This window comes from Kitasatospora sp. NPDC036993 (genome assembly GCF_055607525.1).
The window spans coordinates 389,419-402,473 of the sequence record NZ_JBVJRP010000006.1; the positions used below are offsets into that span (position 1 = coordinate 389,419).

Genomic DNA, 13,055 nt, shown 5'->3' on the forward strand with positions numbered 1-13,055 from the left:
AGTGACCCCCGGTTTGGGAAGAAGCGGCCGGTCCTGGCAGACTGGTCCGTCGGTCCCGGTTCACGTGCGGCGCTCCAGCCGCCGACCCGGTGCCCTCCAGAACCCTAGGAGATCCCCTTGAAGTCCAACGTTCACCCCGAGTACGTGGTCACCCGTGTGACCTGCACCTGCGGCGCCGAGTTCACGACCCGCTCGACGGAGAAGTCCGGCGAGATCCGTGCCGAGGTCTGCTCGCAGTGCCACCCGTTCTACACCGGCAAGCAGAAGATCCTCGACACCGGTGGCCGCGTGGCCCGCTTCGAGGCCCGCTTCGGCAAGCAGCACAGCGCGAAGGCCTAGCGCTCGCTCGGCGCCGGTTCCCGGTGCCCCCGTACTCGTCGTCGGGGGTGCCAGGGGGCCGGCGCCGTTCGCGTCCCCCCGCGCGTTCCGCGTTTCCGCCCGTACCGAACCACCCCCACACGTACCGATTCCCCGGGAAGAAGGCCACCCCATGTTCGAGGCAGTCGAAGAGCTCCTCGTCGAGCACGCCGACCTCGAGAAGAGGCTGGCCGACCCGTCCGTCCACGCCGACCAGGCCAACGCCCGCAGGCTGGCCAAGCGGTACGCCGAGCTGACCCCGATCACCCGGGTCTACCGGCAGTGGCGGCAGGCCGGCGAGGACATCGAGGCGGCCCGCGAACTCGCCGCCGAGGAGCCGGAGTTCATCGCCGAGGTGAAGGACTCCGAGGCGCGCAGGGACGAGTACACCGAGGAGCTGCGGCTGCTGCTGGTGCCGCGCGACCCGAACGACGACAAGGACGTCATCCTGGAGATCAAGGCGGGCGAGGGCGGCGAGGAGTCCGCGCTGTTCGCCGGCGACCTGCTCCGGATGTACCTGCGCTACGCGGAGCGGGTCGGCTGGAAGACCGAGCTCATCGACGCCAACGAGTCCGACCTCGGCGGTTACAAGGACGTCTCGGTGGCCGTGAAGACCAAGGGCAGCACCGAGCCCGGCCAGGGCGTCTGGGCCCGGCTGAAGTACGAGGGCGGCGTGCACCGCGTGCAGCGCGTCCCCGCCACCGAGTCGCAGGGCCGCATCCACACCTCCGCGGCGGGCGTGCTGGTCACCCCCGAGGCGGAGGAGGTCGAGGTCGAGATCGTCGCCAACGACCTGCGGATCGACGTCTACCGCTCCTCCGGCCCCGGCGGCCAGTCGGTCAACACCACCGACTCCGCGGTCCGGATCACCCACCTGCCGACCGGTATCGTGGCGTCCTGCCAGAACGAGAAGAGCCAGCTCCAGAACAAGGAGCAGGCGATGCGCATCCTGCGGTCGCGGCTGCTGGCCGCCGCGCAGGAGGAGGCCGAGCGGGAGGCCTCGGACGCGCGCCGCAGCCAGGTCCGTACGGTGGACCGCTCCGAGCGGATCCGGACGTACAACTACCCCGAGAACCGCATCTCGGACCACCGCACCGGATTCAAGTCGTACAACCTGGACCAGGTCCTGGACGGCGAACTGAACGCGGTGATCCAGTCCTGCGTCGACAAGGACGCGGCGGCCAAGCTCGCCGCCGCGGCCCAAGAGAACTGAGACCGGCGCGCCCCAGCCCGCGTTTCCGCCCGGAGCCGGAGCGCAGAAACAAGAGGTCGTACGGATGAACCTGCTGCTCGCCGAGGTGGCCCAGGCCACCCAGCGGTTGGCCGCGGCCGGCGTGCCGTCGCCGCGCTTCGACGCGGAGGAGCTCGCCGCCTACGTCCATCGGGTCAAGCGCAGCCAGCTGCACACGGTGAAGGACGCCGACTTCGACGCCCGCTACTGGGAGGCGGTCTCGCGCCGGGAAGCGCGCGAGCCGCTCCAGCACATCACCGGGCGCGCGTTCTTCCGCTACCTCGAACTGGAGGTCGGCCCCGGGGTGTTCGTGCCCCGGCCGGAGACCGAGACGGTCGTCGAGTGGGCGATAGACGCGGTGCGCGACATGGACGTGGCCGAGCCGCTGGTGGTGGACCTGTGCTCCGGCTCCGGCGCGATCGCCCTCGCCCTGGCCCAGGAGCTGCCGCGCTCCACCGTGCACGCCTTCGAACTCGACGAGGGCGCGCTGGAGTACACCCGGCGCAACATCGAGGCCAGCCAGGACCGCGCCCGGGTCACCCTGCACGCCGGTGACGCCACCAAGGCCTTCGAGGACGACCGCTCCTGGGACGGCCGCTTCGACCTGGTCATCTCCAACCCGCCGTACATCCCGCTCACCGAGTGGGAGTACGTCGCCCCGGAGGCCCGCGACCACGACCCGCAGATGTCGCTGTTCTCCGGCGAGGACGGCCTGGACACCATCCGCGGCATCGAGCGGGTGGCCGCCCGGCTGCTGCGCCCGGGCGGCGCGGTGGTGATCGAGCACGCCGACCAGCAGGGCGGCCAGGTGCCGTGGATCTTCAACGAGGAACACGGCTGGACGGACACCGCCGACCACCGTGACCTGAACAACCGGCCTCGCTTCACGACCGCCCGGAGGGTCGGGTCGTGAAGCATGTAGCGCAGTACGACCGCCCGGAGGGTCGGGTCGTGAAGCTCAAGCGCAGTACGACTGCGCGCAAGGCCGTGCTGTAACCGTCATGAGCCACTCCGGAAGGGGACCGCACCGATGAGCCGCCGTTACGACTGTGCCGATGCCGGGGACCGCGCCACCGGGCTGCGGGAGGCCGCCTCGGCCATCCGCCGCGGCGAACTCGTCGTGCTGCCCACCGACACCCTCTACGGGGTCGGCGCGGACGCCTTCTCCCCGGAGGCCGTCGGCGAGCTGATGGCCGCCCGCGGCCGCAGTCGCAACACGCCCTCGCCGGTGCTGGTCGGCTCGCCGACCACCCTGCACGGCCTGGTCACCGACTTCTCCGAGCAGGCCTGGGAGCTGGTCGACGCCTTCTGGCCCGGCGGTCTCACCCTGGTCGCCAGGCACCAGCCCTCGCTGCGCTGGGACCTCGGCGACACCCGCGGCACCGTCGCGGTCCGGATGCCGCTGCACCCGGTCGCCATCGAGCTGCTGAACGCCACCGGCCCGATGGCCGTCTCCAGCGCCAACCGGATCGGCGGTTCGTCCCCGCTGACCTGTGACGAGGCGCAGGCCCAGCTGGGCGACGCGGTCTCGGTCTACCTGGACGGCGGGGCGGCCGAGGACGCCGCCACCTCGTCGATCGTGGACGTCACCGGCAAGGTCCCGGTCCTGCTGCGGGCCGGCGCGATCAGCGTCGAGCAGCTGAGGGAGGTCGTCCCAGACCTGGAGGCCGGCAGTTGACGCCGACCGTCTCGCTGCACGCAGGGCCGGGCATAGCGCCGTACCTGAGCGTGGGCCCCAGGCCGCTGGACCACTTCCGGATCCTGTTCGTCTGCACCGGCAACATCTGCCGCTCGCCGATCGCCGAGCGGCTGACCCGGCGTGAGCTGGACACCCGGCTGAGCCCCAGGGTGGCCGGGCGGATCCTGGTCGAGAGCGCCGGCACCTGGGGCCACGTGGGCGCCCCGATGGAGGACCACGCCGTGACCGTGCTCGACGAGTACGGCGCCGACAGCGGCGGCTTCACCGGCCGCGAGCTGCTGGACGAGCACGTGGTCGAGGCCGACCTGGTGCTCACCGCGACGCTGGACCACCGCGCCCAGGTGATCTCGATGGGCCACGAGGCGGGACTGCGCACCTTCACGCTGAAGGAGTTCACCCGGCTGGTGCGGACGATAGACCCGGGCACCCTGCCGGACCCCAGGCGCGGCGCCGACGTCACCGAGCGGGCCCGCGCGCTGGTCAGGGCCGCCGCCGCGCTGCGCGGCTGGCTGCTGGCCGCCACTCCGGAGTCGGACGAGGTGGACGACCCGTACGGGGCGCCGATCGGCATGTTCCGCAACTGCGGCGAGGAGATATTCCACGCGGTCGACCCGGTGGTCACCGCGCTCACGGGCGTGCCCGCGCCGCGCTGACCCGGTCGGCGGCGGGTCCGGCGCCGAAGGGGCCGGACGGCCGCAGCTCGGCGGGCCGGGCGGCGGCGGCGGTCCTACGCTGGGTGGCACAGTCCCCCGCAGCGCCCGGGAGCCCCGCCATGACCGTCACCGATGCCGCGTCCGGCCCGACCACGACGACAGGGCGCCCCCGGGTGTCCGAAGTGCTGCACCGGGCCGATCCGCAGCTGGCCGACCTGCTGGCCGCGGAGGCCGAGCGTCGCGCCGAAACGATCCAGCTGCTGGCGGGGGAGAACCTGACCACCCCCGCCGTCCTGGCGGCGCTCACCGGCCCGCTGATCGACAAGTACGCCGAGGGCTACCCGGGCCGCCGGCACCACACCGGCTGCGCGCTGGCGGACGCCGCCGAGCTGCTGGCGATCGACCGGGCCCGTGAGCTGTTCGCCGCTCCGCACGCCAACGTCCAGCCCCGGTCGGCGACTTCGGCGATGCTGGCGGCGTACGCGGCGCTGCTGAAGCCCGGCGACGGGGTGCTGGCGATGTCGCTGGAGCACGGCGGCCACCTCAGCTGCGGCTCGCGCGCCAACTTCTCCGGCCGCTGGTTCGACTTCACCGGCTACGGCGTGCGCGAGGACGACGGGCTGATCGACCTCGACCAGGTGCGCGAGCTGGCCCGGCGGCACCGCCCCAAGGCCATCGTGGCCGGCTCCATCTCGCACCCCCGCCACCCGGACTGGGCGGCGTTCCGGGAGATCGCCGACGAGGTGGACGCCTATCTGATCGCCTCCGCCGCGCAGACCACCGGGCTGATCGCGGCCGGGGTGGCGCCCTCCCCGGTGCCGTACGCGGACGTCACCGTGGCGGCCACCCACAAGCTGCTGCGCGGTCCGCGCGGCGGCCTGCTGCTGTGCACCGCCGAGCTGGCCGAGCGGATCGACCGGGCGGTGTTCCCGTTCAGCCAGGGCGGCGCGGCGATGAACGAGGTGGCCGGCAAGGCGGTGGCCCTCGCGGAGGCCTCCACGCCCGGCTACCGGGCGTACGCGCAGCGGACGGTGTCCGGGGCACGGGCGCTCGCCGAGGGGCTCGCGGAGGCCGGCACGCGCCCTCTGACGGGCGGTACCGACACCCATCTGGTGACCGCCGACGTGAGCCCGCTCGGCGTGACCGGCGCCGAGGCCGAACGGCGCTGCGCGGCGGCCGGACTGCTGCTCGGCAAGTGCGCGCTGCCGTACGACCCGGCGCCGGCCGCCGAGGCCTCCGGCATCCGGCTGGGCACGGGCACGGTGACCAGCCAGGGGATGGGGGAGTCCGAGCTGGCCGAGATCGCCGGGCTGATCGCGCGGGTGCTCGCCGGGGGTGCGCAGGCCCCGGCCGCGGCGCGGGTGCGGGAGCTGGCGCTGGCCTTCGCCGACCGGGCCTGACGGAGATCGTCCGCGGGTATCCGGATCCCCTACCCGGGAGGGCGAACCGCGATGCACGGTCCCGGCGTCCGACTCAATAAGGTGTGTGCCGTGGCGACGCACCTCGAAACCCGGGAAGGCAGGGGAGTACCTTCGGTACCCCCCGGTTCGACAGCGATGCAGGAGGCCAGTGGTGCGTGAGTATCTGCTGGTGCTGTTCTGCACGGCCGCCGTCACCTACCTGCTGACCGGCCCGGTCCGGAAGTTCGCCATCGCGGCCGGCGCCATGCCGCCGGTGCGCGCCCGTGACGTGCACCGCGAACCGACGCCGCGGCTCGGCGGCATCGCGATGTTCGGCGGACTGTGCGCGGGCATCCTGGTCGCCTCGCAGCTCGACAACCTGAGCAAGGTGTTCTCGCAGGGCACCGACATCCGCGCGCTGCTGTCCGGCGCCGGGATCATGTTCCTGCTCGGGGTGCTCGACGACAAGTGGGGCGTGGACGCGCTGGTCAAGCTCGGCGGCCAGATGATCGCCGCCGGTGTGATGGTCTGGCAGGGCGTCACGGTGATCACCCTCCCGGTGCCCGGCGTCGGCCCGGTCGCGGTGAGCCCGACCCAGGGCATGGTCATCTCGGTCGTCCTGGTCGTCGTCATGGTCAACGCGGTGAACTTCATCGACGGCCTGGACGGCCTGGCCGGCGGCATGGTCTGCATCGCCGCGATGGCCTTCTTCCTGTACAGCTACCGGCTCTGGTACGGCTACACGATCTCCGACGCGGCCCCCGCGGTGCTGTTCAGCGTGCTGCTGATCGGCATGTGCCTGGGCTTCCTGGCGCACAACATGCACCCCGCGCGGATCTTCATGGGCGACTCGGGATCGATGATGCTCGGCCTCATGCTGGCCGTCGCCGCGATCTCCATCACCGGCCGGGTCGACCCGGACCTGATCAGCAGCGAGACCGGTTCGCAGACCGCCACCGTGCACACCCTGGTGCCGATCTACATCCCGCTGCTGCTGCCGCTGACGGTCATCGCGCTGCCGCTGGCCGACCTGCTGCTCGCCGTGGTGCGCCGCACCTGGGCCGGCCAGTCCCCGTTCGCCGCGGACAAGCGCCACCTGCACCACCGGCTGCTCCAGGTCGGGCACTCGCACAGCCGCGCCGTACTGATCATGTACTTCTGGGCCGCGCTGATCGCCTTCGGCTCGGTGGCCTTCTCGGTGACCAACACCGGCCGCACCGTCGTCCTGACGCTCGCCGGGCTCTGCCTGGTCGGCCTGGTGGTGCTGCTCACCCCGCGGTTCCGCCCGCGCGCCCCGCGGGCGGTGCAGTCCTTCGTCCCCCCGCGCTACCGCCGCCGGCAGACCGCTCCGATGGCCGAACTGTCGGCGAAGGACAAGCAACTCCTGGGTGAAGCCGGCCGGGGCTCCGGCACCGGCTCCACCGCGGCCGACCAGCACCACAAGGCCACCGGGCGTCGCTGACAAGGAAGTTGGCGGCGAGTCGGATCGCTTCACCCGAATGGCGGAGCCGCTGCGCCTATGGTGTGACAGGTGCCACACATTCATGGTAAAGCTCTCATCAAATAGTTTGTGATACCGTTCACGAGTATCGAGAACACGCCGAAAGACCTGACAGGTGGATGACTTCCGTCCCTGTCGGTCTCCCTCACCGGGCCCGCCGTTCCTGCGGGCGGCCCGCGGCGATGCCTCGGTCCGGCGTCACCCGCCACCGCTGTGCCCGTCCCCCCGCCACATCGACATGCCGCCGGAGCTGCCGACATGCCGTCCACCGACGCCCGGATCCTCCGAGGCGCCGCGATTCCCACTGCGGTCGCCGGGATCATCGCCATGGCGATCTCCTTCGCAGTCGCCGGCGGGAAGGGGCTGCTCGGCGCCCTGTTCGGCGCACTGCTCGTGATGGCCTTCTTCAGCTTCGGCCAGGTCGCGCTCGACCGGCTGACCAGGTCGAACCCGCAGATCATGATGGCCGCGGCGCTGCTGGTGTACACCACGCAGATCCTGCTGGTCGGCATCGTGCTCGCGGTCTTCCAGGACACCGAGCTCTTCAACCGGCAGGCGTTCGCCTTCACGCTGCTCGGCTGCGCCCTGGTCTGGACGGGCTTCCAGGTGCGTGGTGCACTCAAGGCCAAGACCTTCTACGTCGACCCCGACGCCTCCGAAAAGAAGGGCGACAAGCCCTCCGACAAGGGGCGTCAACAGTGACGAGGCCCGACTGTCCCCCCAACGAGGGGGGCGGTGTTTATGCCGCACTGACGGGCTGCTATCGTCCGTCGCAACAACGGAGTACGGGAAGAGGCCTGGTCTGTCCGCAGAGCGGACCGATCGCCCCCCTGATCCGGGCAGTCTTCGATGATCCCGCTGTGGTGCAGTGCACCGGCGCGCGGGGTCGGCGAGAAACCCATCAAGTTCCAGTGCCGCTCCGTGGCCGCAGGCCACGCCGACACACCGAGGTTGCCGTATCCATGCGTCACGACGAAGGAGTCCGTGGTGAGTGCTGAACTCACGTCCCTCGCCTCAGGCAGTTGCCACTTCGGGGACGCTGGCTGCGGCTTCCCGGCCCCTGGCCTGAACGAGTTCCAGTTCAAGCCGATCTTCTCGATCGGCAGCGTCGAGTTCAACAAGCCGATGCTGCTGTCGTTCATCGTCGCGTTCCTGGTGGTCGGCTTCTTCTGGGCCGCCTTCGCCAAGCCGCGCCTGGTCCCCGGCAAGCTCCAGCTGGTCGGCGAGATCGGGTACGACTTCGTCAAGCGCTCCATCGTGCTGGAGACGATCGGCAAGAAGGGCGAGAAGTACGTCCCGATGCTCGTCTCGATGTTCTTCTTCATCTGGTTGATGAACATCATGTCGATCATCCCGTTCGCCCAGTTCCCGGTGATGGCGGCGATCGCGTTCCCGGCGGGCCTCGCGGCGATCGTCTGGCTCACCTACATGACGCTGACCTTCAAGAAGCACGGCTTCGTCGGCGGTCTGAAGAACCTCTGCTGGCCGTCGGGCATCCCGGGCTGGGTCATGTTCATCCTGGTGCCGATCGAGTTCTTCTCGAACGTCCTCGTGCGCCCCTTCACGCTCGCGGTCCGAGCCTTCGCGAACATGTTCGCCGGCCACCTGCTGATCGTGATGTTCTCCATCGCCTCCTGGTACCTGCTCAGCCCGACCCTGGGCGCGCTCTACGGCTCGGTCTCCTTCGTGGTGACCATCGCGCTGACCGCCTTCGAGCTGCTGGTCCAGTTCCTGCAGGCCTACATCTTCGTGATGCTGGCCAGCAGCTACATCGCCGGTGCCCTCGAAGAGGCGCACTGAGCCCCGGGGCCCAGGCCCCGCCCAGAACCACCTCCCGGATCGCCCGGTGGCCAATCACCACCGGTTCACCACCCTGCAAAGGACAACGTCAATGAGCATCCTCGCTGAGGGCACTGTCTACGGTTCCGTCGCCTCCCTGGGCTACGGCCTCGCCGCCATCGGCCCCGGCATCGGTGTCGGTCTGATCTTCGGCAACGGTGTCCAGGCGATGGCCCGTCAGCCCGAGGCTGCCGGTCTCATCCGTTCCAACATGTTCATCGGCTTCGCGCTGACCGAGGCGCTCGCCCTCATCGGCATCGTCATGCCGTTCGTCTTCGGCAACAAGTAATCCCGCCGTAGACCCTTTCTGAGGAAGGTCCAGATATGAGCATGGCGATCGTCCAGCTCGCGTCCGAGGAGAAGATGAACCCTCTCCTCCCCGCGTGGCCCGAGATCATCATCGGCCTGCTCTGCTTCTTCATCGTCTTCGGTCTGCTCGGCAAGAAGCTCCTCCCCAGCATCGAGAAGGTGCTGTCGGAGCGCCGGGACGCGATCGAGGGCGGGATGGAGCGCGCCGAGACCGCTCAGGCGGAGGCCCAGGCCCTGCTTGAGCAGTACCGCGCCGAGCTCGCCGAGGCGCGCCACGAGGCTGCCCGCATCGTCGAGCAGGCTCGCGAGCAGGGTGCCGCCCAGCTCGCCGAGATGCGCGAGGAGGGCCAGCGCCAGCGCGAGGCCATCGTCGCCGCCGGTCACGCCCAGATCGAGGCGGACAAGAAGCAGGCCACTGCCGCCCTGCGTCAGGACGTGGGCTCGCTGGCCACCCAGCTGGCGTCCCGCATCGTGGGTGAGTCCCTGGAGGACCACACCCGGCAGAGCGGCGTCATCGACCGCTTCCTGGACGAGCTGGAGGCCAAGGCCGCCGTTGCTCAGGGTGCGGCCAAGTGATCGGCGCCAGCCGTGAGGCCTTCGCCGCCGGCCGGCAGAACCTGGAGAGCCTGACCGACTCCACCTCGGTGGACGTGGCCAAGCTCGCCGAGGAGCTCACCGCCGTCACGGCCGTGCTGGACCGTGAGGTGTCGCTGCGCCGAGTCCTGACCGACCCGTCCCGGTCGGGCGAGGACAAGGCCCAGCTGGTCTCCTCGCTGCTGACCGGCCAGGTCACCGGCGCGACGGTCGACCTGGTCTCCGGCCTGGTCCGCTCCCGCTGGTCGGGCTCGCGCGACCTGGTGGACGCGACCGAGGAGCTCGCCGCGTACGCCGAGATCGTCGCCGCGGACAAGGCCGGTTCCCTGGACGACGTCGAGGACGAGCTCTTCCGGTTCGGCCGGGTGGTGAGCGGTTCGCACGAGCTGCGGGCCGCGCTGACCGAGCCGAAGGCCGGCACCGCCGCGAAGGCCGCGCTGATCGCGAAGCTGCTCGGCGGCCGCGCCAACGCCGGCACCGTCCGGCTGGTCACCGCCGTCGTGAACGCGCCGCGTGGCCGTAGCCTGGAGCAGGGCCTGGAGTCCTACTCCAAGCTCGCCGCCGCACGCCGCGACCGCGTGGTGGCCCTGGTCACCACCGCGGTGCCGCTGTCGGACACCCAGAAGGAGCGCCTGTCCGGTGCTCTGGGCCGGATGTACGGCCGCCAGGTCCACCTGAACATCGACGTCGACCCTCAGGTCGTGGGCGGTGTCCGGGTGCAGATCGGCGACGAGATCATCAACGGCACCGTGTCGAGCCGCCTCGAGGGCGCTCGCCAGTCGCTCGAAGGCTGAGCACCGAAGCAGCACATCCGACCCTCGGTCGGGAAACCGGCTCCCCAAGGAGCCGGCACATCGTACGGCCGGTTCGGAAGACCCGGCCGAGAGTCGAATACTTGCGGCCCTCAATGGCGGGCCGAGGATCGCAAACTAGGAGAGCAGGGAAGCCTGATGGCGGAGCTTACGATCCGTCCGGAGGAGATCCGGGACGCGCTGGCCGACTTTGTCCAGTCGTACCAGCCGGACGCCGCTTCTGTGGAAGAGGTCGGCAAGGTCACTGACGCGGCGGACGGCATCGCGCATGTCGAGGGCCTGCCCTCGGTCATGGCGAACGAGCTGCTGCGGTTCGAGGACGGCACGCTCGGCCTCGCGCTGAACCTCGACACCCGCGAGATCGGTGTCGTCGTCCTCGGTGAGTTCGGCGGTATCGAAGAGGGCCAGACCGTGCGCCGCACCGGCGAGGTCCTCTCGGTTCCGGTCGGCGACGGCTACCTCGGCCGCGTCGTGGACCCGCTGGGCAACCCGATCGACGGCCTGGGCGACATCGCCGCCACCGGTCGCCGCGCCCTGGAGCTGCAGGCCCCCGGCGTCATGGCCCGCAAGTCGGTCAAGCAGCCGCTGCAGACCGGCATCAAGGCCATCGACGCGATGACCCCGATCGGCCGCGGCCAGCGCCAGCTGATCATCGGTGACCGCCAGACCGGCAAGACCGCGGTGGCCGTCGACACGATCATCAACCAGCGTGACAACTGGCGCTCGGGCGACCCGGAGAAGCAGGTCCGCTGCATCTACGTCGCCGTGGGCCAGAAGGGCTCCACCATCGCGTCCGTCCGTGGCGCCCTGGAGGAGGCCGGCGCGCTGGAGTACACCACCATCGTGGCTGCTCCCGCCTCCGACCCGGCCGGCTTCAAGTACCTCGCCCCGTACACCGGTTCGGCCATCGGCCAGGAGTGGATGTACGACGGCAAGCACGTCCTGATCATCTTCGACGACCTGTCGAAGCAGGCCGAGGCCTACCGCTCCGTCTCCCTGCTGCTGCGCCGCCCGCCGGGCCGCGAGGCCTACCCGGGTGACGTCTTCTACCTGCACTCCCGCCTGCTGGAGCGCTGCGCCAAGCTGAACGACGCTCTGGGCGGCGGCTCGATGACCGGTCTGCCGATCATCGAGACCAAGGCCAACGACGTCTCGGCGTACATCCCGACCAACGTCATCTCCATCACCGACGGCCAGTGCTTCCTGGAGTCCGACCTGTTCAACGCCGGCATCCGCCCGGCCGTGAACGTCGGTATCTCGGTCTCCCGCGTCGGTGGCTCCGCCCAGATCAAGGCCATGCGCTCGGTCGCCGGCCGTCTGCGTCTGGACCTCGCCCAGTACCGTGAGCTGGAGGCCTTCGCCGCCTTCGGTTCCGACCTGGACGCGGCCTCCAAGGCCCAGCTGGAGCGCGGTGCGCGCATGGTCGAGCTGCTGAAGCAGGGCCAGTACCAGCCGTTCCCGGTCGAGGAGCAGGTCGTCTCCATCTGGGCCGGCACCAACGGCAAGCTGGACGACGTCCCGGTCGCCGAGATCCGCCGCTTCGAGCGCGAGTTCCTGGACCACGTCCGCCTGCAGCACAAGGACCTGCTGGCCGGCATCGTCGAGACCGGTCTGCTGGCCGAGGGCACCGTCGACGCGCTGACCACCGCGATCGAGGCGTTCAAGCAGGGTTACCAGACCGCTGACGGCAAGCTGCTCTCCGAGCAGGCCTGAGTCCGGTAGCGAGGGAAAGGACGTAACGACCCATGGGAGCACAGCTTCGGGTCTACAAGCGCCGGATCCGCTCTGTCACCGCGACGAAGAAGATCACCAAGGCGATGGAGATGATCTCCGCGTCGCGCATCGTCAAGGCGCAGCGCGCGGTGGCCGCCTCCACTCCGTACGCCGATGAGCTCACCCGGGCGGTGACGGCGGTGGCCACCCGGTCCAACGCCAAGCACCCGCTCACCACCGAGAACCCGGACGCCAAGCGCGCCGCGGTCCTGCTGATCACGGCGGACCGCGGCCTGGCGGGCGGCTACTCGACCAACGCCATCAAGGCCGCCCAGGGGCTCACCGAGCGCCTGAAGGCCGAGGGCAAGGACGTGGTGACGTACATCGTCGGCCGCAAGGGCGTCTCGTACTACACGTTCCGCGGTCTCACGATCGCGGGCTCGTGGACGGGATTCTCGGACAAGCCGACCTACGGTGACGCGAAGACCGTGGCGGCCGACCTGATCGAGGCCTTCACGGCCGAGACGGGCGGCGTGGACGAGCTCCACCTGGTCTCGACCGAGTTCGTGTCGATGCTGACGCAGAACGCGGTGGACGCGCGGCTGCTGCCGCTGAAGCTGGACGAGGTCCAGCTCAGCGACCAGACGCCGGCCAAGTCGGAGATCTTCCCGCTGTACGACTTCGAGCCGTCGGCGGAGGGCGTCCTGGACGCGCTGCTGCCGCGGTACGTCGAGAGCCGGATCTACAACGCGATGCTGCAGTCGGCCGCTTCCGAGCACGCCGCCCGCCGTCGCGCGATGAAGAGCGCGACGGACAACGCCGGCGAGCTCATCAAGTCGCTCACGCGGCTTGCCAACTCGGCCCGTCAGGCCGAGATCACCCAGGAAATCAGCGAGATCGTCGGTGGCGCCAACGCGCTGGCCGACGCTAGCCGCGGGAGCGAATGA

The 13,055-nt window shown here is 70.4% G+C and carries 14 protein-coding genes; all 14 read left to right on the forward strand.

All coding sequences use genetic code 11. The features are described 5' to 3' along the window. Positions 1 to 117: 117 nt before the first annotated feature. The 14 genes from rpmE to ACZ7C5_RS15715 all read left to right on the forward strand — a co-directional run bounded on the left by rpmE (position 118) and on the right by ACZ7C5_RS15715 (position 13,055). On the forward strand, positions 118 to 339 hold the full coding sequence (rpmE, locus tag ACZ7C5_RS15650; RefSeq protein ID WP_380229858.1) for a 50S ribosomal protein L31: 222 nt from the start codon (positions 118 to 120) through the stop codon (positions 337 to 339). Positions 340 to 490: 151 nt separating this feature from the next. Next, complete coding sequence (gene prfA, locus ACZ7C5_RS15655) at positions 491 to 1,570, forward strand: peptide chain release factor 1 (RefSeq protein WP_188297739.1); 1,080 nt, start codon at positions 491 to 493, stop codon at positions 1,568 to 1,570. A gap of 64 nt (positions 1,571 to 1,634) precedes the next feature. Continuing rightward, the gene (gene prmC, locus ACZ7C5_RS15660) at positions 1,635 to 2,501 is read left to right on the forward strand and encodes a peptide chain release factor N(5)-glutamine methyltransferase (protein ID WP_401083543.1); all 867 of its coding nucleotides are present in this window, start codon (positions 1,635 to 1,637) and stop codon (positions 2,499 to 2,501) included. A gap of 117 nt (positions 2,502 to 2,618) precedes the next feature. Continuing rightward, positions 2,619 to 3,266: an L-threonylcarbamoyladenylate synthase gene (locus tag ACZ7C5_RS15665; protein WP_188297741.1), complete on the forward strand. Its 648-nt coding sequence runs from the start codon at positions 2,619 to 2,621 to the stop codon at positions 3,264 to 3,266. A gap of 32 nt (positions 3,267 to 3,298) precedes the next feature. Beyond that, complete coding sequence (locus ACZ7C5_RS15670; RefSeq protein ID WP_401083754.1) at positions 3,299 to 3,940, forward strand: arsenate reductase/protein-tyrosine-phosphatase family protein; 642 nt, start codon at positions 3,299 to 3,301, stop codon at positions 3,938 to 3,940. A gap of 119 nt (positions 3,941 to 4,059) precedes the next feature. Beyond that, on the forward strand, positions 4,060 to 5,340 hold the full coding sequence (locus ACZ7C5_RS15675; protein WP_401083547.1) for a serine hydroxymethyltransferase: 1,281 nt from the start codon (positions 4,060 to 4,062) through the stop codon (positions 5,338 to 5,340). A gap of 172 nt (positions 5,341 to 5,512) precedes the next feature. Beyond that, entirely contained in the window at positions 5,513 to 6,802 is a 1,290-nt protein-coding gene (locus ACZ7C5_RS15680; protein ID WP_401083549.1) for an MraY family glycosyltransferase, read from the forward strand. A gap of 297 nt (positions 6,803 to 7,099) precedes the next feature. Then, positions 7,100 to 7,543 carry a hypothetical protein gene (locus ACZ7C5_RS15685; RefSeq protein WP_188297744.1) on the forward strand — a complete coding sequence of 148 codons (444 nt, stop codon included), beginning with the start codon at positions 7,100 to 7,102 and terminating at the stop codon, positions 7,541 to 7,543. Positions 7,544 to 7,828: 285 nt separating this feature from the next. Then, positions 7,829 to 8,641 carry a F0F1 ATP synthase subunit A gene (atpB, locus tag ACZ7C5_RS15690; RefSeq protein WP_317620169.1) on the forward strand — a complete coding sequence of 271 codons (813 nt, stop codon included), beginning with the start codon at positions 7,829 to 7,831 and terminating at the stop codon, positions 8,639 to 8,641. Between the two features lie 91 nt (positions 8,642 to 8,732). After that, a complete protein-coding gene (gene atpE, locus ACZ7C5_RS15695; protein WP_031074289.1) occupies positions 8,733 to 8,969 on the forward strand; it encodes an ATP synthase F0 subunit C in 237 nt (78 codons plus the stop codon). Positions 8,970 to 9,010: 41 nt separating this feature from the next. Then, positions 9,011 to 9,565 (forward strand): F0F1 ATP synthase subunit B, encoded by a 555-nt coding sequence (locus tag ACZ7C5_RS15700; protein WP_401083756.1) that lies wholly within the window; start codon positions 9,011 to 9,013, stop codon positions 9,563 to 9,565. Next, positions 9,562 to 10,377: a F0F1 ATP synthase subunit delta gene (locus ACZ7C5_RS15705; protein WP_470322745.1), complete on the forward strand. Its 816-nt coding sequence runs from the start codon at positions 9,562 to 9,564 to the stop codon at positions 10,375 to 10,377. The genes ACZ7C5_RS15700 and ACZ7C5_RS15705 overlap by 4 nt, the downstream gene beginning before the upstream one ends. A 156-nt stretch (positions 10,378 to 10,533) precedes the next feature. Beyond that, positions 10,534 to 12,108, forward strand: coding sequence for a F0F1 ATP synthase subunit alpha (gene atpA / locus ACZ7C5_RS15710; protein ID WP_401083553.1), 1,575 nt, complete (start codon positions 10,534 to 10,536; stop codon positions 12,106 to 12,108). A gap of 32 nt (positions 12,109 to 12,140) precedes the next feature. Continuing rightward, on the forward strand, positions 12,141 to 13,055 hold the full coding sequence (locus ACZ7C5_RS15715) for a F0F1 ATP synthase subunit gamma (RefSeq protein WP_401083555.1): 915 nt from the start codon (positions 12,141 to 12,143) through the stop codon (positions 13,053 to 13,055).

What these genes read in the sequence shown, in the direction of transcription:
- ACZ7C5_RS15685 (WP_188297744.1), top strand. Translation starts at nt 7,100, where the DNA reads ATGCCGTCCACCGACGCCCGGATCCTCCGAGGCGCCGCGATTCCCACT.
- ACZ7C5_RS15715 (WP_401083555.1), top strand. Translation starts at nt 12,141, where the DNA reads ATGGGAGCACAGCTTCGGGTCTACAAGCGCCGGATCCGCTCTGTCACC.
- prmC (WP_401083543.1), top strand. Translation starts at nt 1,635, where the DNA reads ATGAACCTGCTGCTCGCCGAGGTGGCCCAGGCCACCCAGCGGTTGGCC.
- prfA (WP_188297739.1), top strand. Translation starts at nt 491, where the DNA reads ATGTTCGAGGCAGTCGAAGAGCTCCTCGTCGAGCACGCCGACCTCGAG.
- ACZ7C5_RS15665 (WP_188297741.1), top strand. Translation starts at nt 2,619, where the DNA reads ATGAGCCGCCGTTACGACTGTGCCGATGCCGGGGACCGCGCCACCGGG.
- atpE (WP_031074289.1), top strand. Translation starts at nt 8,733, where the DNA reads ATGAGCATCCTCGCTGAGGGCACTGTCTACGGTTCCGTCGCCTCCCTG.
- ACZ7C5_RS15700 (WP_401083756.1), top strand. Translation starts at nt 9,011, where the DNA reads ATGGCGATCGTCCAGCTCGCGTCCGAGGAGAAGATGAACCCTCTCCTC.
- atpA (WP_401083553.1), top strand. Translation starts at nt 10,534, where the DNA reads ATGGCGGAGCTTACGATCCGTCCGGAGGAGATCCGGGACGCGCTGGCC.
- ACZ7C5_RS15675 (WP_401083547.1), top strand. Translation starts at nt 4,060, where the DNA reads ATGACCGTCACCGATGCCGCGTCCGGCCCGACCACGACGACAGGGCGC.